Annotated in this window: 19 protein-coding genes; 15 read left to right on the top strand and 4 right to left on the bottom strand. The window is 27.1% G+C overall.

The window, feature by feature from the left end; genetic code table 11:
- The first annotated feature begins 181 nt into the window (after nt 1–181).
- From yaaA to gyrA, 4 genes are read left to right on the top strand one after another with little or no spacing between them, the layout of a single operon-like run.
- Nucleotides 182–388, top strand: coding sequence for a S4 domain-containing protein YaaA (gene yaaA / locus B5F09_RS01920; protein ID WP_087301931.1), 207 nt, complete (start codon nt 182–184; stop codon nt 386–388).
- Nucleotides 388–1,485 (top strand): DNA replication/repair protein RecF, encoded by a 1,098-nt coding sequence (recF, locus tag B5F09_RS01915; protein ID WP_087301933.1) that lies wholly within the window; start codon nt 388–390, stop codon nt 1,483–1,485. Before yaaA ends, recF begins: the two co-directional genes overlap by 1 nt.
- Nucleotides 1,485–3,410, top strand: a complete 1,926-nt coding sequence (gyrB, locus tag B5F09_RS01910; RefSeq protein ID WP_087301935.1) for a DNA topoisomerase (ATP-hydrolyzing) subunit B — start codon at nt 1,485–1,487, stop codon at nt 3,408–3,410. The genes recF and gyrB overlap by 1 nt, the downstream gene beginning before the upstream one ends.
- 15 nt (nt 3,411–3,425) lie before the next feature.
- On the top strand, nt 3,426–5,885 hold the full coding sequence (gene gyrA, locus B5F09_RS01905; protein ID WP_087371013.1) for a DNA gyrase subunit A: 2,460 nt from the start codon (nt 3,426–3,428) through the stop codon (nt 5,883–5,885).
- 29 nt (nt 5,886–5,914) lie between these two features.
- Here gyrA and B5F09_RS01900 read toward each other — a convergent pair whose 3' ends face one another.
- A complete protein-coding gene (locus B5F09_RS01900) occupies nt 5,915–6,586 on the bottom strand; it encodes a hypothetical protein (protein WP_087371008.1) in 672 nt (223 codons plus the stop codon).
- A gap of 430 nt (nt 6,587–7,016) precedes the next feature.
- On the opposite strand from B5F09_RS01900, the gene B5F09_RS01895 reads away from it, so the two are divergent.
- Nucleotides 7,017–8,558, top strand: a complete 1,542-nt coding sequence (locus B5F09_RS01895) for an ATP-binding protein (RefSeq protein WP_204215171.1) — start codon at nt 7,017–7,019, stop codon at nt 8,556–8,558.
- A 354-nt stretch (nt 8,559–8,912) separates the two neighbouring features.
- On the opposite strand, the gene B5F09_RS01890 is transcribed toward B5F09_RS01895, so the two are convergent.
- Both B5F09_RS01890 and B5F09_RS01885 read right to left on the bottom strand, forming a co-directional pair.
- Nucleotides 8,913–10,394: a hypothetical protein gene (locus B5F09_RS01890; RefSeq protein ID WP_239404209.1), complete on the bottom strand. Its 1,482-nt coding sequence runs from the start codon at nt 10,392–10,394 to the stop codon at nt 8,913–8,915.
- A gap of 150 nt (nt 10,395–10,544) precedes the next feature.
- Nucleotides 10,545–11,288 (bottom strand): helix-turn-helix domain-containing protein, encoded by a 744-nt coding sequence (locus tag B5F09_RS01885; RefSeq protein ID WP_158095797.1) that lies wholly within the window; start codon nt 11,286–11,288, stop codon nt 10,545–10,547.
- A 415-nt stretch (nt 11,289–11,703) separates the two neighbouring features.
- On the opposite strand from B5F09_RS01885, the gene serS reads away from it, so the two are divergent.
- Nucleotides 11,704–12,987 carry a serine--tRNA ligase gene (gene serS, locus B5F09_RS01880; protein ID WP_087301943.1) on the top strand — a complete coding sequence of 428 codons (1,284 nt, stop codon included), beginning with the start codon at nt 11,704–11,706 and terminating at the stop codon, nt 12,985–12,987.
- A 16-nt stretch (nt 12,988–13,003) separates the two neighbouring features.
- On the top strand, nt 13,004–13,822 hold the full coding sequence (locus B5F09_RS01875; protein ID WP_087371000.1) for a Cof-type HAD-IIB family hydrolase: 819 nt from the start codon (nt 13,004–13,006) through the stop codon (nt 13,820–13,822).
- Nucleotides 13,823–13,840: 18 nt separating this feature from the next.
- Here the strand turns inward: B5F09_RS01875 and B5F09_RS01870 are convergent, their stop codons facing one another.
- On the bottom strand, nt 13,841–14,662 hold the full coding sequence (locus tag B5F09_RS01870; RefSeq protein ID WP_087370997.1) for a LysR family transcriptional regulator: 822 nt from the start codon (nt 14,660–14,662) through the stop codon (nt 13,841–13,843).
- 138 nt (nt 14,663–14,800) lie between these two features.
- On the opposite strand from B5F09_RS01870, the gene B5F09_RS01865 reads away from it, so the two are divergent.
- The 8 genes from B5F09_RS01865 (at nt 14,801) to B5F09_RS01830 (ending at nt 21,267) form a co-directional block, all read left to right on the top strand.
- Nucleotides 14,801–15,232, top strand: a complete 432-nt coding sequence (locus tag B5F09_RS01865) for a LytTR family DNA-binding domain-containing protein (protein ID WP_087301953.1) — start codon at nt 14,801–14,803, stop codon at nt 15,230–15,232.
- A gap of 9 nt (nt 15,233–15,241) precedes the next feature.
- The gene (locus B5F09_RS01860; RefSeq protein ID WP_087370994.1) at nt 15,242–15,655 is read left to right on the top strand and encodes a DUF3021 family protein; all 414 of its coding nucleotides are present in this window, start codon (nt 15,242–15,244) and stop codon (nt 15,653–15,655) included.
- A gap of 82 nt (nt 15,656–15,737) precedes the next feature.
- Nucleotides 15,738–16,676 (top strand): ABC transporter ATP-binding protein, encoded by a 939-nt coding sequence (locus B5F09_RS01855; RefSeq protein ID WP_087370990.1) that lies wholly within the window; start codon nt 15,738–15,740, stop codon nt 16,674–16,676.
- Complete coding sequence (locus B5F09_RS01850; RefSeq protein WP_087301959.1) at nt 16,676–17,806, top strand: ABC transporter permease; 1,131 nt, start codon at nt 16,676–16,678, stop codon at nt 17,804–17,806. The genes B5F09_RS01855 and B5F09_RS01850 overlap by 1 nt, the downstream gene beginning before the upstream one ends.
- Nucleotides 17,793–18,941 (top strand): ABC transporter permease, encoded by a 1,149-nt coding sequence (locus tag B5F09_RS01845; RefSeq protein ID WP_087370985.1) that lies wholly within the window; start codon nt 17,793–17,795, stop codon nt 18,939–18,941. Before B5F09_RS01850 ends, B5F09_RS01845 begins: the two co-directional genes overlap by 14 nt.
- A gap of 19 nt (nt 18,942–18,960) precedes the next feature.
- Entirely contained in the window at nt 18,961–19,464 is a 504-nt protein-coding gene (locus B5F09_RS01840) for a GNAT family N-acetyltransferase (RefSeq protein ID WP_087370983.1), read from the top strand.
- Between the two features lie 119 nt (nt 19,465–19,583).
- Nucleotides 19,584–20,348, top strand: coding sequence for an HAD family hydrolase (locus tag B5F09_RS01835; protein ID WP_158095796.1), 765 nt, complete (start codon nt 19,584–19,586; stop codon nt 20,346–20,348).
- 19 nt (nt 20,349–20,367) lie between these two features.
- Entirely contained in the window at nt 20,368–21,267 is a 900-nt protein-coding gene (locus B5F09_RS01830) for a DUF5131 family protein (RefSeq protein ID WP_087370977.1), read from the top strand.
- The last annotated feature ends 57 nt before the right edge of the window (nt 21,268–21,324 follow it).

Here is a 21,324-nt window from a genome sequence, read left to right as displayed (position 1 = left end):
GAGCACTTTTTTTACTGGCTGTTTTATGTATATGCCGATAAATTTTAAATATGAGCAATTTTTTTAGAAAGACAACATTTTTTTAGTAATCAAAAAAAAGCGTTTATATGCTTATTTTTTTGATTTTAAGGATAAATTATGTTATAATAATAATATATTTATGAAAAAAAAGAGGGACATCATGAAAAAAATTCAAATAAAAGATGAATATATAACTTTAGGACAATTTTTAAAATATACAAATTGTGTATCTAGTGGAATTGAAGCTAAGATGGTTATCCAGGATGGATTAGTACTTGTTAATGGTGAAGTAGAAACTCGTCGTGGTAAAAAACTTCGCTCTAATGATCAAGTTGAATTTAATGGAGAATCATTTGTAATTGAGTAATGAAAATTAATTCATTGAGTTTAAATACATTTCGTAATTATGATCATTTTTTTATTGAGTTTGATCATGATATTAACATTTTAATTGGTAGTAATGGTCAAGGTAAGACTAATTTAATTGAAGCTATTTATTTATTATCTGTGGGTAAATCTTTTAAAACACATATTAATAAACAAATGATTATGTTTGATAAAGAGTTTGCTCGTGTTAAGGGTGAAGTTGTTACTAATAACAAGGCTAGACAGTTAGAAATGATATTAGGTAATAATTTTAAAAGAGCTAAAATTGATGATCAGGATATTCATAAAATTAGTGAATATGTTGGATTATTAAATGTAGTTGTTTTTATTCCCGATGATCTTTATTTAATTAAGGGCAGTCCGAGAAATCGGCGCCATTTTATTGATTTAGAACTTTCGAAGATTTCACCAATTTATGTTTTTAATTTAAGTAAGTATAATAAGCTTCTTAAAGAAAGAAACAAGTATTTAAAATTGTTACATCAAAATAGGAAAAAAAGTGATGAGTATCTAGAGGTTTTAGATGAACAGATGGCAAGATTGCAATATGATTTAATTAGAAGAAGAATTGATTTTATTAAAAGATTAGATGAAAAAGTAGCTATTGTTTATCGTTTGATTTCTAAACAGAATGATGAACAAATTAAATTAGCTTATCATAGTTTTATCAAAAAAGATGTTAGCTATGAAAGTATTTTAGAAATGTATCAAAAAAATCATCAGCGTGATATTGATTATATGCAAACACATATTGGAATTCATAAAGATGATTTAAAGATTTATTTAAACCAGAAGGAAGCATATTTATTTGCTTCACAAGGGCAACAAAGAACAATTGTACTCAGCTTGAAGATTGCTTTAATTGAATTGATTAAAGAGGAAATAGGTGAGTATCCGGTTTTATTATTAGATGATGTTTTATCAGAATTAGATGAAACAAGAAAAAACATGCTATTAGATATATTGAATCAAAAAATTCAAACTTTTATTACAACAACTTCAATAGATGGTATTCACCATCGAATTATTGAAAAAGCAAAGAAAATCTATATCGCAGGTGGCAAGGAGGCTACATAATGTCAGAAGAAAAAGTACAACATAGTTATGATGAGTCAGATATTCAGGTATTAGAAGGACTAGAAGCGGTTCGTAAAAGACCAGGTATGTATATTGGAACGACATCAATTAGAGGATTACATCATTTAGTATGGGAAATTGTTGATAATTCTATCGATGAAGCATTAGCTGGATATGCTAGCCATATTCGCGTTATCTTAAAAGATGATGATGTTGTTCAGGTAATTGATGATGGGCGTGGAATGCCTACTGGTACTCACGCAAAAACAGGAATTTCTACTGTTGAAACAATTTTTACAGTATTACATGCCGGTGGAAAATTTGGTGGCGGCGGATATAAGGTTTCTGGTGGTCTACATGGTGTTGGAGCTTCTGTCGTAAATGCTTTGTCATCTTGGTTAGAAGTTCATGTACATCGTGATGGACATATTTATTATCAACGTTATGAAAATGGTGGTCAACCAGTTGAACCATTAAAAATTATTGGTGATAGTGATATTACAGGAACTATTGTAACTTTTAAAGCTGATCCACTTATTTTTAAAGAAGGAACAGTTTATGATTATGATATTTTAAGACAACGTATTCGTGAATTAGCATTTTTAAATAAGGGATTAAAATTATCATTAGAAGATACTCGTGATGGAGCAAATCGTAAACATGTTTATCATTATGAAGGTGGTATTAAAGAATATGTTGCTTATATCAACAAAAATAAGACACCAATTCATGATGAAATTATTTATATGGAAGATATGCAACAGGATATTACTATCGAAGTAGGTATGCAATACAACGATGGATATCAATCTAATATCTATTCTTTCTGTAATAATATTAATACTCATGAGGGTGGAACTCATGAAGAAGGTTTTAGATTAGCATTAACAAGAGTAATTAATAATTATGCAAAAAATAATGGTTTATTGAAAAAAGATGATGATGCTTTATCTGGTGAAGATGTTCGTGAAGGATTAACAGCAATAATTTCTGTAAAACATCCTGATCCTCAATATGAAGGACAAACAAAAACAAAATTAGGAAACGCTGAAGTAAGAAAAATTGCAAGTAATATTATTTCTAAAGAATTAGAAAAATTCTTATTAGAAAACCCAGATACAGCTAGAATAATTGTTGATAAAGCAATAGTTGCTTCAAGAGCTCGAATGGCTGCTAAAAAAGCTCGAGAAATGACTAGAAGAAAAAGTGCTTTAGAAGTATCTAATTTACCTGGTAAATTGGCAGACTGTTCAAGTAAAGATGCTAGTGAATGTGAAATATTCATAGTCGAAGGGGATTCAGCCGGAGGTAGTGCTAAAATGGGACGTGACCGTCGCATCCAGGCAATCTTACCTTTACGTGGTAAAATTTTGAATGTTGAAAAATCAAGATTAGAAAAGATTTTAGGAAATGCTGAAATTCGTTCGATGATTACAGCTTTTGGAACAGGAATTGGTGATGAATTTAATATTGATAAATTAAGATACCATAAAATTGTAATCATGACCGATGCCGACGTAGATGGTGGTCACATTCGTATTTTGATGTTAACATTCTTATATCGTTATTTAAAACCTTTAATTGAAAATGGTTTTGTTTATGCAGCACAACCACCATTATATCTTTTAAAACATGGAAAAGATGAACATTATTGTTATAGTGATGAAGAATTAGAAGATTTAAAAACTAAATTAGGTGAAGGGGCTAAATACACTATTCAACGATACAAAGGTCTTGGAGAGATGAATGCTGACCAGTTATGGGAAACAACTATGGATCCTAAAAGACGAATTTTAAATCAAATTGATTTAGATGAAGCAATGGAAGCAGATATGATCTTTGATATGTTAATGGGTGAAAAAGTAGAGCCACGACGTGAATTTATTCAAGAAAACGCCAAATATGTAACTGATTTAGATATTTAGTAAAGGAGAAAAGTAATGGAAGAAAGAGGAATAAGAAAAGTAAAACTAACATCAGAAATGAAAAACTCTTTTATGCAATATGCAATGTCAGTTATTGTAGCGCGAGCTTTACCTGATGTTCGTGATGGTTTAAAACCAGTACAGCGAAGAATAATTTATGGAATGAGTGATTTAGGTTGTACGCCAGGAACACCGTATAAAAAATCAGCTCGTATTGTTGGGGAAGTTATGGGGAAATACCATCCTCATGGTGACTCTTCAATTTATGAAGCTTTAGTAAGAATGGCACAAGACTTTTCATATCGTTACATGTTAGTTGATGGTCATGGAAACTTTGGGTCTATCGATGGTGATGGTGCTGCGGCGCAACGTTATACTGAAGCTAGAATGTCACGAATTTCTAGTGAGTTAGTAAGAGATATTAAAGAAAATACCATTGATTTTATTCCTAATTATGATGGTGAAGAAAAAGAACCAGCAGTTTTACCTGCTAGAATTCCTAATCTTTTAATTAACGGTTCAACTGGAATTGCAGTAGGGATGGCAACAAATATTCCACCTCATAATTTAAGTGAAGTAATTGATGCTATCTTAGCAGTAGCTAAAGATCCCGATATTACAATTATGGAATTGATGGAAAATTATATTCAAGGACCAGATTTTCCTACTGGTGGTTACATCTTAGGAAAAAGTGCGATAAAAAAAGCTTATGAAACTGGTAATGGTTTAATTGTAATGCGTGCTAAAACAGAAATTGAAGAGCACGGTAATAAAAAAGCTATTATTGTAACTGAAATTCCATACATGGTTAATAAAGCTAGAATGATTGAAAAAATATCACAATTGGTAAAAGAAAAGAAAATTGAAGGAATTACTGATTTACGTGATGAATCTAACCGTGAAGGAATTCGAGTAGTTATTGAATTACGACGTGATGTTCAACCAGAAGTTATTTTAAATCAATTATATAAATTGACATCTTTACAAACAACTTTTGGTGCTAACTGTATTGCCTTAGTTAATAATGAACCAAAAACATTGAATTTAAAAGAAATGATTACTTTATATCTTGATCATCAAGAAGAAGTAATTCGCCGTAGAACTCAGTTTAGATTAGGTAAAGCTGAAGATCGAGCTCATATTTTAGAAGGGCTTAAAAGAGCTTTAGATCAAATTGATGAAATTATTGAATTGATCCGTTCTAGTAGAACAACAGAAATTATTCAAACTAGATTAATGGAAGAATTCAATATGTCTGATAAACAAGCAAAAGCAATTCGAGAAATGCAATTACAACGTTTAGCTGGTTTGGAAAGACAGAAAATTGAAGATGAATTAAATAAATTATTAGAAATAATTGCTGATTTAAAAGATATTCTTGAAAATAGAGAACGTTTATTATCAATAATTCATGATGAATTAGAAGAAATTAAAGCTAAATATGGTGATAAACGTCGTACAGAAATTATTCAAGGTACTTTTGATTTAGAAGATGAAGATTTAATTCCAGTTGAAGATGTAATTATTTCTTTAACAAACAATGGTTATATAAAGAGAATGCCAGTAGATACATATAAATCACAAAATCGTGGTGGACGTGGTATTAAAGGTATGTCGACAAACAATGATGATATTGTTAGTTCATTAATTAATATGTCAACACATGATGATTTATTATTCTTTACTAATTTTGGAAAAGTTTATCGTTTAAAAGGATACAACATTCCTGAATTTGGTCGTTCTGCTAAAGGATTACCTGTTGTTAATTTATTGAATTTAGATAAAGAAGAACATGTAAAATCAATGATTAATATTAATCGTAAACAGTTTGAAGAAAATGATGATTTTTATCTAGTCTTTGTAACAAAAAATGGTTTAATTAAACGTGTTCACATCAATGAATTCCAAAGAATTCGTCAATCTGGTAAGATTGCAATTAGTTTAAAAGATGATGATCAATTAGTACAAGTTAAATTAACTGATGGTAATAATGAAGTTTTAATTGCAGCTTCAAATGGTAAATTAGTACGTTTCAAAGAAGATAATGTTCGACCAATGGGAAGAACTGCTAGTGGTGTAAAAGGAATAAACGTTGATGGCAGTGAAGTTATCGGAATGACTACTAATAATGAAGGGCAATATATATTAGTAGTAACTGAACATGGTTATGGTAAAATGTCGCCATTAGATGAATATCGTTTATCTAACCGTGGTGGTAAAGGAGTTAAAACTATCAATACAACGGCTCGTAATGGTCAAATTGTAGCATTAAGAGCTGTCAATGGTAATGAAGATTTACTAATTATGACTGATGATGGTATTATGATTCGTTTACCAATGGAACAAGTTAAAACAGCTGGTCGAGCTACTCAAGGAGTACGTTTGATTAAAGTTAGTGAAGGACATATTGTTTCTACAGTTGAAGTAGTTGAAAAAGCTACTGAAAATGAAGATGAAATTGAAGTAGAAGAGTAATAAGAAGCTGATCATTTTGGTCAGCTTCTTTAATTTAAATTAGTTATATATTGTTTAATATCTCCAACATCATAATAATAATTTTCAACATGATAGCTTTTTATTTCTAATAGGGTAGGGAGATTAGCTAACTCTACGCTAGAATAGATTTGTAATGATGAATAATCTATTTCTGGGGTTAATAAAGAAGCATAGACATAACCCTTTTTAGCTTTTTTATTTATTTTTAAATAGTTTTTATCAGCAATTTTTATTTCATATTTTTTTATTTTATTAAAACGATTTAATTCAGTACTATTTTTATATTTTTGAGCATTTTCACCTTCATAATATTGAATATTATTATTTTTATCAACTTGTCCAATTTCAATATCATTTTCAGTTTTAAAAGCACTCCAATCAAATTTTGATATTTTATTATCTGGATCTTTGTTTTCAGTATTAATGAAATATACATCGTTTTCTTTAGCAAAGTCACAGATTAAATCTTCAATCTGGTGACATTCTTGACAGTCATTATTATAAAAATAAACATAATACGTATTATCGGGATTATTAACATTTCTAGTAAAAATATTCTTAGTTGTAATATGTTCAAATTGACTATAAGCACCTTTACTCCTTTGAGTTAAAAAATAACATCCAGCTATTGCAATTATGGCAATAATAACAATTACTATTAATCTTTTCTTTGTTTTCATAATTAAATGTACCTCCAATTTAATAATAAAAATTTTGTTTACATAATTATTATAGGTGTTATTTTTATAAAAAAATTGGTTTAGGTATAAGAGGAAAGAATTTTGAATAAGATGTATATTTTATTTCCGAGGTAATAGTATAAATAATTTTAATTGTACTAATTATAGGATCAAACAAATGATACTAGCTAAATATGATTTATCATATTTGGCTTAAAAATAGTTAATTTATATAAAATAATTTTATTTTTTTGCAATTGTTTATTGTATAAACCTTATTGTTATTTTGGTATAATATAATAATCGAAGGAGTGAGATTGATATGGATGCAAGTCAGTTATTAGAATTAATAAATCAAGGAGAAACACTAACTACAGAATTTAAATTGTAGGTCAAAATACCTGATTTTAAAAAACTTATAAAATTATGTGTGAAAGAAATTGTAGCTTTATCAAACTCTAATGACGGATATTTGTTAATTAGTGTTGAAGATGATAAGACCATAACAGGGTGTAAAAATTATGATTTGCAAAATATTGTGGAAAGTATTTATGATAGAACAAAACCTAATATATTTACTAAAGCTGAGACTATACGCATAAATGATAAAGATGTAATTGTTATTAAAGTAGAAAAAGGAATGCAATTATGTGGTACAACTTCTGGAGAATATTATAAACGATTAGGTAAGAATTCAAAGCCGTATAATCCTACTGGGATTAAAGAAGATTTTAGTATAAGTACAGATTATTCTGCTCAAATTATAGAACAATCAACAATTGATGATATTAATATTTTAGAAGTTTATAAATTAAAAGAAAAATTAAAAATTAGAGATAAGCAATCTACTTTAGTAGAATTAGATGATATATCTTTTTTAAAAGATTTATCACTATTGATTGATACTAACAATGGATTAAAATTAAATGTTGCTGGTATGCTTTTTGTAGGAAAGGAAGAATCTATAAAAAAATATTTGCCTCAGGCAGAATGTATTTATTTACATTATAACGATAATAATCGTGATGAATACGATAATAGATTAGACTTAAAAATGCCAATTATTTCTGTATTAGATAGATTGACAGAAAAAATTCAAGATTATAATAGTTTGATTAATATACAGATAGGATTGTTTAGGTTGGAAATTTATGATTTTTCTGAAAAAGTATTTCAAGAAGCTTTATTAAATGCATATACACATCGCCGTTATGATTCTCCTGGTTCCATCTATGTTAAGCATTATTCTGATAAATTAGTTATAGAGAGTCCAGGAGGATTTATGGCTGATATTACAGCAGATAATATTATTACTCATCCTTCGTTACCGAGAAATAAATTAATAGCTGAAACACTACAACGACTACGTTATGTTCAAAGATCTGGTCAGGGTATTGATATTATGTATAGAGAAATGGTTTCTATGGGAAAACCATATCCTGAATATACAGTTTATAATGACGCTATTAGATTAACATTATATAGCGTATTAGAAGATGAAGGGTTCGTGAAGTTTATAACTGAAACCCAAGATAAAAATATGATTACATTTTCTTTATCCGAATTGATGATATTGAGGTATTTATTTGAAAATAAGACAATAAATCTATCAACAGCAAAAAAACTTACGCAGCAATCAGAAAATGAAGTTAAACATGCTCTTAATAATTTAGAAAAGTATAAGCTAATTGAATTATCTGGGCGAGTGTATATGATGACGCCAAGTTCATATCATAAGGTAAAATCTGATGTTCAATATACTCAGGATAAAACAGTAACATATTTAAAATCAAAAGATTTAATTATAGAGTATTTATTGACTCATGATAGTATAAATAATGAAACGATTCGTGAATTATGTAGATGCACTAAAAAACAAGCAACAACTTTTTCTAGAAAAATGAGAGAACCTGGGATAATAACTATGGAAGGAAAAGGAAGGGCAACAATCTATAAGTTAAATAAGAAGTAACATTATTATTGTTTTTGAATTAATCGGCCCAAATCGGTCCAAATCGGTCCAAATCGGTCCAAATCGGTCCAAATCGGTCCAAATTTATAATGCTAAACTTTGGACAATTTATCTATTTAATTATTTTATCATAAAGTTATGTGATATTATTTGTATAACTAGATATTAAAATTAAAAGAATTTTTAATAAGATGTATATTTTATTTCCGAGGTAATAAAAAAGAAAAAATATTTTTATATGTAAATAGTATTAAATGATGGCAATAAAAAGTACCTATAGTAAAAGCACAGCTTTTTTATAGGTATTTATTTATTATGATTGTTTTAAAAAATTAATAGTTTTAACACTGAGTTTTAAGCATTTTTCTTGTTTAAATATACAAATCCTGCAGCAAATAATAACGCCATAGTTAGATAATCATAAATTGGTGCATCATCACCTGTTTTAACAGCAGTTTTTTCTTGATCTGTTACAGGAGGTGTTGTTTCAGAATCTGTTATTTGTGTTGAATCTGATACATTTATAGCTTCTTTAATAAATGTAAAGGCTGTTTTTCCACATTCATCACAACTTGCATCATTATTATAGAAGTAAATCCATGACCAATGTCCTTGATATTGATAAGGATTTCCATTTTCATCTGTATATAATCCAGACATATCAATAACATGATCTGTTGTTGAAACATGTAAATTAGATGCTTGCATTTCTTTTAAACGATTAATAGTTGGTATTTCATGTAATTCAGGATCAACTGTTGTATCATCTTTTGAATAAATGAAATACATTGGTAAATCTTTAATTCCTTCTAATTGTTCATCACTAATAAATTTATCAGGAACTGCTTCACAAATTGGCACAATTGCATCATATTCATCAGGATATGCCATTGTCATTGATAATGTCATGTAACCACCATTTGAACATCCTGCAATAACAACTTTTGTAGCTCCAACTTTTTCTTTATATGCAGCAATTAATTCATGTAATGATTCTTGATAATAAGAAGTTCCATCAGCACTTATACTACCATTGTTAAAATTACTTTGTTTTCCATCATTATCCATCCAATATGTAGGACATTGTGGGACTAAAATATGAGCATTACCAATAGTATTTTGGAATTCTTCACCAGCTAAAGCTGTTGCTTTATTAGCTAATAATGTAATATAAGGATCAGTTTCTCTATCTGAGATAGTTGTAGCATAAGCACCACCTTCACCTAAACCATGTAACCAGACTACTAATGTATCACTATTAGTTGCTGGTGTATAAGTAGCATAATCATAGCTAACACCATCACTTGCTTGATAAGTATCTACTGCAAAATTATCAGCAGCAGTAGTTTTATTTGTATAATTACGATCAATTGTAATATCTTGAACAGGTAATCCATTAGATGTAACACTTTCATCTTTTAAAGTGATATCAAAATAATAATCTTTAACATATGTATTATATTGAGTTGTTAATGACCAAACAACTGGTGAACTAACAGTTGGAGAAACTGCAAGAGTTAATACTACTGTATTTCCTTCTGTAATTACATTTTCTACTACTCTAGTTTCTTCTTTTGGTTCAATAGTATTTGTTTCAAAATTAAAACCTTCAGAGTGTTCAACAACATTAAATGTTTCAGTTGTTACATTATCAAGAGGTTGTGATAAAGTTAAAGTGATTGTTCTAGTTGCACAACCCCAATCATAACCTTCAACATAAATATCGTATGTACCAGTTATGTCTACATTATCTTTTGCATTAATACTAGATATTGTTGAAAACATCATCATGTCACAAACGAAAAAACTTAAAATTTTTTTCATTCCTTTTTTCATTTTCAAACCTTCCTTTCGCTATCTATTATACAATTCAAAGCGCTTTCAAAAGGGTCAAAAACTTAGGTTATTGAGGTTGTTTTCGTATATTTTTACGGTATTTAGCAGGCGTTTGTTTATATTTCTTTTTAAAATCATTAATAAATGATTTTAAATTTGGATAACAATATCAAGTAGTGAATATTCAGTATATAATAAATCTTTATGAGCTTTTTCAAGACGGATGGAATTAATATATTCTTTAACTGTCATGTTTAAATATGTTTTAAAATATTGAGAAAGATATCCAGATGACATGTTAAAGTGTTCTGCAATATTGCCAATAGTTAATTTTTCATCATAATGGTCTTCTATGTATTTAGTCATTTGAATAATTCTTTTATCATGGACTGAGTTAATTTCATAAGGCATATCTTGTTTTTTAATAATTGTAGTTGAACACATGATATAGAGTATATCTAACAGATAACTATGAATTTTCATATTTACAAATTTATTTTGATTATCATAAGCATTGATGATGTGAAAAATATCATTTAAAATTTCGTTTTGATGTTTTTTATCAGGTTGTAAAAAATAATAATTATCTATTTCTGGAAAATAATAACGAAGATACTCATAGTTTATTTGTAAAGCATAACCTTTATAGATTTCTGTACTTTTACTATGATGCATACCGTGTAACTCCTGAGAATTAATAATATAAAGACTTCCTGCTGGTATCGTTAATTTTTGGGTATTGAGATAAAGTATTAAATCACCTAATACAGGTATTAGAATTTCAATACTGTTATGCCAATGTTTTGCTGTCTTGGTTTGATGATCTTCAAAATATATATCAATTAATTTTATTGGTAATTTATGATCTAATTCTATTTTTTCATATTCAAACATGATTATTTCCCTTTCATAATTATAGATAGTGTTATTTTTTATTAAATTACATTCTAATAATATCTTACGCGACTTTTCATTATTTTGCATCAAAACAAATATATCTATGTAAACTATATTTTGAATATAATATCATTAGATTAATATTATGTAGTTGGTTTTAAAATGATCCTTTGCATTCTAAGATAAAATTAGATAGTTAAAAATGCTAATTATTTTTTTAGTATTAATAGGAGAATAGTTATATAGTAATTTGAAATCTTTTAATACAATCTCGATTTTATACCATAGATATTGGTATAAGTGGTATTCCCTGGGAAATAATGATTATAAATAGATACAATGAAAGCAATTGAATATGATAAATAATTATTGTATAATTTTAGAAAATAAGAATAAGTAAGGGAGATATAAAATGATTGATATTGCGATATTAAGAGAAAATCCAACCTTAGTAAAAGAAAACATGAAAAAGAAATTCCAAGATGATAAGATTGGGTTAGTAGATGAAGCATATAAATTAGATAAAGATTATCGTGAAGTTGTAACTAAAGCAAGTGAACTAAGAAGTGTTCGTAATAAATTGTCTAAAGAAATTGGAAAATTTATGCGCGAAGGTAATAAAGAGGCAGCTGAAAATAATAAAAAACAAGTAAATGAAATGGCTGATGAATTAAAGAAATTAGAAGAATTAGAAGTTAAATATGGTAATGAATTAAAAGCTATTATGATGAAAATTCCTAATTTCATTGATGAAACAGTACCACTAGGAAAAGATGATAGTGAAAATGTAGAAATCACTAAATATGGTGATCCTGTTGTTCCTGATTTTGAAATTCCTTATCATACTGAAATTATGGAAAAATTTGATGGTATTGATATGGATGCAGCTGGTCGTGTTGCTGGTCAAGGTTTTTATTATTTAATGGGTGATATCGCTCGTTTACATTCAGCAGTTTTATCTTATGCTCGTGATTTTATGATTGATCGAGGATTTACTTATGTAGTACCACCATATATGATTCGTAGCAACGTTGTAACTGGAGTTATGAGTTTTGAAGAAATGGATAGCATGATGTATAAAATCGAAGGGGAAGATTTATATTTAATTGGTACTTCTGAACATTCAATGATTGGTAAATTTATTGATACTATTATTGATGAAGAAAAATTACCATATACTTATACTTCATATTCACCATGCTTTAGAAAAGAAAAAGGTGCTCATGGTATTGAAGAACGTGGTGTATACCGAATTCATCAATTTGAAAAACAAGAGATGATCGTTGTATGTAAACCTGAAGATAGTAAAATGTGGTTTGATAAATTGTGGAATAATACAGTTGATTTATTTAGATCATTAGACATTCCTGTTCGTACATTGGAATGCTGTTCTGGTGATTTAGCTGATTTAAAATCAAAAAGTATCGATGTTGAAGCTTGGTCACCACGTCAAAAGAAATATTTTGAAGTTGGTTCATGTTCAAATTTAACAGATGCTCAAGCTCGTCGTTTAAATATTAGAATTAAAGGTAAAGAAGGAAAATATTTTGCTCACACTTTAAATAATACAGTTGTGGCACCACCAAGAATGTTAATTGCTTTCCTTGAAAACAATTTAAATGAAGATGGTAGTGTAAATATACCAAAAGCATTACAACCTTATATGGGTGGAAAGGAAAAGATAACTACTAAATAGTTATCTTTTTAACTATATGAAAAGAATATATATTAGTGATTTAGATGGAACATTATTGAATAGTCAAGGATATATTAGTGATTATACAATTAAAACAATTAACGATTTAGTTGAACGAGGAATGATTTTTACTTATGCTACTGCTCGTTCTTTAGTTTCAGCTGCTCCCGTTACTAAAGGTTTAACCAAAAATCTACCATTAATTATTTATAATGGAACATTTATCGTTAATGGAGAAACTGGAAAGATTATTCATAAAAATGTTTTTAACAATGATCAGGTTAGTTTAGTAAAACAGATTATGGATAAATATTCCATTAAACCAATGGTGTATGCTCTTGTCAATGATAGAGAAAGAGTAACTATTATTAATGAAGATTTACATCCTGGGACTAAACATTATTTAAATAACCGTAAAAATGATTATCGAATGAATCTTACTAATAATGGTGATGAGTTATATCAAGGTGACATATTTTATTTTACGATTATTAATGATAAAGAAAGATTAGAACCAATTTATAATGAGTTAAAAAATTATCCTGATTATAATATCACTTTTCAACAAGAAATATACCGTGAAGAATACTGGTTAGAAACTATGCCTAAATCAGCATCTAAAGCAAATGCTATTTTAAAATTAAAAGAAATTTTAGGATGTGATGAGGTTATTTCTTTTGGTGATGCTATAAACGATATTCCGATGTTTGAAATATCTGATCAATGTTATGCTATGGAAAATGCTGTTTCAAAATTAAAGGAAAAAGCTACAGCAGTAATTAAAAGCAATGATCAAGATGGTGTTGCAAAATGGTTAATAGAAAATTATAAATAAAGCAAGTCGCTAGACGAATTAGACGTTTAGCAACTTATTTTTTATTAAAGAAACAAAATTATTAATTGCTGGATTATGATTATTTTTATCATAAACCAAGTAGATGCCTTCTTCAATTACTGGCTCTAAGGGAATTGCTTTAATGTATTGGTTATAACAATTGTCTTTAACAAAGGCATGAAGAATAGCACAGCCTTGATTACAGGCTATTTTTAATAAATTTCCTTCAAACTCAGGAAACTTATTTTGATTATCAATTTTACGAACATCAAAAAGAATATTATTAAGTTCACTTTGATGTAGTTTATCTTTCTTGGCTAATTCACTTTTTTTATTTACTAATACTACCAAGGGGTATTTATTGATCAAAATCTGTTGATAACGGGGATCATGGTTAGACATAGTTAATGCTAGATCGATAGTGGCACTTTCTAATTGTTGATAAAGTTCATGATTAGAATAACTATTTAATTCTATTGTTAAAAGGGGATATTTTTTATTTAATTTAGAAATAATCTTAACTAATAAATTAGGATCTAAATTTTTTAAAAAGCCAATTTTTAAATTACCTGTTATTCCTTGTTGATAGCTAATAAAGTTGTTTTTTGATAAATTGACCTGGTTAATTATTTTTTTAGCTTCTATTAAAAAATATTTTCCTGAATCTGTTAATGAGATTTGTTTACTATCACGATTAAATAAAAGCGTGTCTAGTTCTTTTTCTAAAGATTTTATTTGTTTAGTAAGAGCTGTTTGAGAAATAAAAAGATTGTTGGCTGCTTTAGTAAAATTCATTGTTTCACTAATAGCAATAAAATATTCTAGCTGGCGAAGATTCATAGATTAGCTCCTTTCAAAATAATGTTGCAATTATATTATAATATTTTTTTAGCATTTTAACTAAATTATATGCATTTTACCTAAATTTAATAGTTATCCTAAAAACAATATGATAATCTATCATTAAAGGAGGATACTATGAAAGTAACTATTGATTGTAATGATAATAATGAATTAGAAATAATCATTAAGTGTAAAAAAATAGATGATAATATTAAACAAATCGTTTCATTATTTGAAGATAAGCCATATTTGATTGGAAAGTTAAATGATCGAACTTATCAAATAAAAATTGAAGATATTTATTATCTAGAAGCTAATGAGGATCATATTTTTATTTATTGTAAAAATAAAGTGTATGAAACTAATTCAAGATTATATGAATTAGAAAATAAATTGGATAATCGTTATTTTATTAGAATAAGTAAGTCTATTATTTTAAATTTAAGAAAACTAGCAAGTGTAAAAGCATATTTAAATGGTCGTTATGAAGCAACTTTAATAAATAATGAACGGGTAATTATTACTCGTCATTATGTAAATGATTTTAAAAAGAAGTTTGGAATGTAGGTGAATAAAATGAAATTAAAAAAGATGATAAGACTATATTTAACGACAACTTGTATTTCTTATACCTTTGTAATGATAGGACAGGCAATATTATGCAATTTAAGTGATACGACAATGAGTAATAATTTGATTTTAATTATATTTGCTATTTGTACATTGGTTAATGTGTTAATTCATATTATCCATTATCAAGATTTAAAAGATTGGCTAACTTCAGTTTTATCAATTTTAAGTATTTTTGTGATTGTTTCTTTGGCTAATTATTTACTAGGATACAATAATGCTATTTTTGAATTTGAACGTCTTATTTTTATTTTAATTATGTCCATTGCGGTTTATTTTTTTGTAATAACAGTTGTATTTATAAAAAATCAAGATGATGCTAAAAAAATTAATGAAAAATTAAAGGCAACTATAAAATAAACTAATAGTTGCTAAGATGTAACTTCCAGTTGGTGGAGGAAACTGTTAAAAATAGTTATATTAAAAGCAGGAGGAAGAAGTGATGGAAAAAGTAATTGAAATAAAGAATCTAACAAAAAGCTATGGAAGTTTAATCGCATTAGATGATTTTAATCTTGATGTTTATCAAGGTGAAATATTAGGTTTGTTAGGGCCAAATGGTAGTGGAAAATCGACTTGTATTAATACTATTTTATCGTTATTGAAATATGATTCAGGAAAAATTATGATTTTTAATCAAGAAATGAAACCATCAGCATATCAAATTAAAAGAAAAATCGGTGTTGTTTTTCAAGATGTCGCAGTTTTTGAAGAACTAAGTGTTAAAGAAAATATTGATTATTTTTGTGGTTTATATATTAAAGATAAAAAAATAAGAGCTAAATATGTTCAAGAAGCAATTGATTTAGTTAGTTTAAATGAATTTGTAAAATTTAAACCAAAACAATTAAGTGGCGGGTTACTTAGAAGATTGAATATTGCTTGTGGTATTGCTCATAAACCGGAATTGATATTTTTAGATGAACCGACTGTAGCTGTTGATCCTCAAAGTCGTAATAGTATTCTTGAAGGAATTAAAAAGTTAAATGATGATGGGGCAACAATTGTTTATACAACTCATTATATGGAAGAAGTCGAACAGTTGTGTAATCGAGTTGTAATTATTGATAAAGGTAAAATAATTGCTTCTGGTAGTGTTGATGAATTGAAAAATATGATTAGTTTAGGCGAGAAAATTACTATTGAGTTAAATGAAATTAATAATGATTTTATTAAGCAAATAAAAGAAAATAAAAATGTTATTGATGTTACTACTAATAATAACATTGTTCATATTGCTTATTATAGTAAAGAAGGAAATTTAGAGAATTTAATTGATTATCTTAGAAAAAATAATGTTAGTTATACTAGCTTATTTAGTGAACGTCCAACACTAAATGATGTCTTTTTAAATCTAACAGGAAAAGAGTTAAGAGATTAATGTTTATTCATTTTTTTAAGTATCAGTTAAAAACATTATTACGTAATCGAACTGTTATTTTTTGGACGTTAGTTTTTCCAATTATTTTAGCAACATTTTTCAATCTAGCTTTTTCTAATTTAACTAGTAGTGAAAATTTTGATGCTGTTGATGTTGCTTTAGTTGAAAAACAAGAAAATAATGGTTTTAAAGAGATTTTACAATCTTTAGATCAGGATGATAATAAGTTAATTAATTTAAAAATAACAAATTTGTCTGATGCTAAAGAGTTATTAAAAGATGAAAAGATAAGTGGTTATTATTTAATTGATAGTAGTATTGAATTGATTGTTAATGATAGTGGTATTAATGAAACGATTTTAGAAAGTATTATTAATGAATATTTGAGTTTACAAAGTACAATAAATAATATTGGTTCAATTAATCCAGATATAATTTATAATAATATTTTAAATCAGCTTGATTTAAATCAAAATCATTTTAAACAAATTGATATTGGTAAAAATACTGATTCAACAGTTATTTATTTTTATACATTAATAGGGATGAATTGTTTAAATGCTAGTTTTTGTGGACTTCGAGCTAATAGCCAAATTGAGGCTAATTTATCAAGACAGGGAACAAGAATTAATATTTCACCGATTTCTAAACTAGTTACAATTATATCTAGTCTTATTACATCATTTATTATTCAATTTTCAATCATGATGGTTTTAATGGCCTATTTAGTATTTGGATTAAAAGTTAATTTTGGAAATCAAATAGGTTATATAATTTTATTAATTGCAATTGGCTGCTTTACGGGAATTGCATTAGGTAATTTTACTGGAAATGTTCTTAAGTTTAAAAATGAAGATAATAAAATTTCCTTTTTATCTAGTTTTTCATTAATATTATCATTTTTTTCCGGAATGATGATCATGGATATAAAATACTGGATCCAAAATAATTTACCAATATTTTCGTACCTAAATCCAGTTAACTTAATCACTGATGGCTTGTATGCTTTATATTATTATGATAATTTAAATCGTTATACAACCAACATGATCTGTTTATTTATAATAGGTTTGATCTTATTATTAGGTTCATTAATAATAGCACGGAGGAAACAGTATGATAGTATTTAAAAAATATTTAAAAGTTGCTAATACGTATACACCGCTTATCCTCTTATATACTGTAATATTTTTAGTAATGACAATTTTTGTAGGAACATTTAATTCATCATCTATTGATTATCAGGCAACAGATATTAATGTTGCTATCATCAATCATGATAGTAATACCTGGTTAATTGACAGTTTAAAAGATTATGTTGGTGATAATGGTAATTTAGTTGAATTGCAGGATAATGAAGAAGCTTTACGTGATGCTTTGTTTTATCGTAAAGTTGATTATATTATGATCGTCCCTGAAAACTATACTAATGATTTTATTGCTGGTAAAAATGTTGATATTGAAACGATGGAATTACCAGATGCTTATAATAGTGTTTATAGTAAGAATTTATTAAATCGGTTTTTAAATACTGCTAATCTATATTTACAAGCAGGAGTTGATGAAAATCAAATAAGTACTTTGATTAAACAAGATCTTAGTAATAAGGCCGATGTATCAATGTTAGAGCAAAAAAGTGATGTTGATTTTACTATGGTAACTACATATTATAATTTTTTAAACTATATGTTACTTACAATTGCAATAGTAATTATTTCTATGGTTATGGTTTCTTTTAATGAAGAAAAAATTATGCGTAGAAATTTAATAGCTCCAATTAGTTATAAAAAGATGAATCGACAATTATTATTGGGAAACTGTACATTAGGATTATTACTTTGGCTGTTATATATATCAATTAGTTTCATTCTTTATCCAAAAGCTATGTTTACAATTAATGGTGCTTTATTAGTGTTAAATTCATTTGCTTTATTGATTTTTATTGAAGTTTTAAGTTTTCTAATTACTAAAATTACTAGTAATCGTGAAATCTTAAGTGGAATAGGTAATGTTTTTTCGTTAGGCTCAAGTTTTCTTTGTGGTGCTTTTGTACCTCAAAGTATGCTTAGTCCGTTAGTATTAACTATTGGTAAATGTTTACCATCTTATTGGTTTATTAAAGCTAATAACGAGATTGTAAAACTAACAAGTTTTACTTTAGAGTCATTGCTTCCAATCTTTATAGATATTATAATTATTTTAGGTTTTGCTTTAATTGCTTATATTTTAATGCAGTTTATAAGCAGGTGGCAATTAAAAAGATAATTATACAAGGAGAAAAATTGTGGAAATCGATTATTATGAAGCAACAAGTTTAGATGCTAAAGATATAATAGAATATTTAAATGTTATTGCTAGTCAAACTAATAACTTAACTTTTGGCAAAAATGAATTAGAAATTAATGAATTACAAGAAATGCAGTTAATAAATGAAATTCATAATAGCATTAATTCGGTTATGATCCTTGCTAAAGATGGAAATAAGATAGTAGGGATGGTAAGTTTATCTGGTGAATCTAAAGCTAGAATTAAACATCGTAGTAATTTAGGTATTTCAGTATTAAAAGAATATTGGCATCAAGGTATTGGTAGTTCTTTATTAGCTGCGGCTATTGGTTATGCTATTGAAAATGATATTGAAATTATTGAATTGGAAGTTATTACTACTAATAAAAATGCAATTAAATTATATGAAAAATTTGGTTTTGAAACGATTGGAATATATGAAAATTATTTTAAAATCGATGATGAATATTATGATGCTCAATTAATGAATTTATATTTATGATAATAGCGCTTAAAGAGCACTATTATTTTAATTTAGTATCTTTTATTTTTAATTATAATTTGTTTAAATAATATTTAAGAAGTTAGTGTAAAAATATATGATTTGAAATGGAGGTAAAAATGAAAAAGATATTCTTTTTTGATATTGATGGTACTTTAGCTATTAAAGGTGTGATTCCTAAAGGTAATATTGAAGCCCTAAAAAAACTTAAAGAAAAGGGATATCTAGTCTTTATTTGTACAGGACGAGCACCATTTTATGCTAAAAATATGTTTAAAGATTTAGTAAGTAGTTATGTAACATGTAATGGAAGATATATAATTTATCAAGATAAAAAATTACACGGTGAAGTACTTAGTGAAAGTGATTTGAATTATTATCAAAATAAGATTAGTAAATTAAATTGTGGGGCATTATTTATGTCTGATGAAAAAGCGTATGCTTTTAATCTTAATCAAAAGCAAATTGAAGAATCTAAAAAAGAATATGGTAATGATAAGATTAGCCACCAAAAACTTGATCAGGATTTTTATACATTTGATTTATTTTATCAAAATATTAAACAACGTGATCAATTAATAGCAGAATTTAAAGATGATTTGATAATAAATGATCATGGTGGTACTGGTTCTTGTGATTGTTCAACAATTTGTTTTGATAAAGGAAGTGCTATTGCTTATTTATTGAAATATTTTGAAATTTCTAAAGATCAAGCATATGCTTTTGGTGATGGTTATAATGATCAAGCTATGTTTAAGGAGGCTGGTCATTGTATTGCGATGGGAAATGCTGTTGATGTTTTAAAGGAAAAAGCAACTTATGTTACTGATACAATTGAAAATGATGGCATTTTAAAAGCTTTGTATCATGAAAAAGTTATTTAATAAAAGGAAGTGATGCTATTTGCATGATATTTGGAATCCTTGGCATGGATGTAAAAAGATAAGTGAAGGATGCTTAAATTGTTATATGTTTTATATGGATAAAAAATATGACAAAGATGGTTCAAATATTTATAAAACTAAAAATTTTTATTATCCATTAAGTAAAAATCGTAAAGGTGAGTATAAGATAAAAAGCGGTGAATTAATTAGAATTTGCATGGCTTCTGATTTTTTTCTTGAAGAAGCTGATAAGTGGCGTGATGAAGTATGGCAGATTATAAAACAAAGAAGTGATGTTAAGTTTTTTATTCTAACTAAAAGAGCTGAAAGAATTAAAGAGTGTCTTCCAAGTGATTGGCAGGATGGTTATGAAAATGTTATTTTGAATGTTACTTGTGAAAACCAAAAAAGGGCTAATCAACGTATACCTATTTTATTAGATTTGCCAGCTAAACATTTAGGAATTATGTGTGCGCCATTACTTGGACCGATAGATATTTCTAAATATTTATCTTTTGATAGAATTGAACAAATCATTGTTGGTGGCGAAAATTATGAAGGTAGTCGGCCATGCCATTATGAGTGGGTTTTAGATTTATATAAACAGGCTAAAAAAAGGAATATAAAATTTTGTTTTATTGAAACAGGAACCTATTTTATAAAAAATAACAAGGGATATTGTATTCCTTCAAAAGCTAAACAAAGTCAATTAGCTTATAAATCAAAACTTCAAAATTACGGTAAACCAATTAAATTCAATCTTACTAAAGATGAGTATATAATGCATTATCGTCAAAAGTGTAAAGAATGTGGTTCAAGACTGATATGTAATGGTTGTAGTGATTGTGGACGATGTCAGGATGCGATTGTTACTAAAGAAGAAATGGAAGAATTTGATCGGAAAAATATGATTAAATAATAATCATCAATGCTTTTAATGTATAATTAGTAATAAAAAATAAGTATTAGACATAAT

Source organism: Erysipelatoclostridium sp. An173, assembly GCF_002160495.1.
Taxonomy (GTDB): Bacteria; Bacillota_I; Bacilli_A; order Erysipelotrichales; family Coprobacillaceae; genus Thomasclavelia; species Thomasclavelia merdavium.
This window is presented reverse-complemented; position numbering and strand designations above follow the sequence as displayed.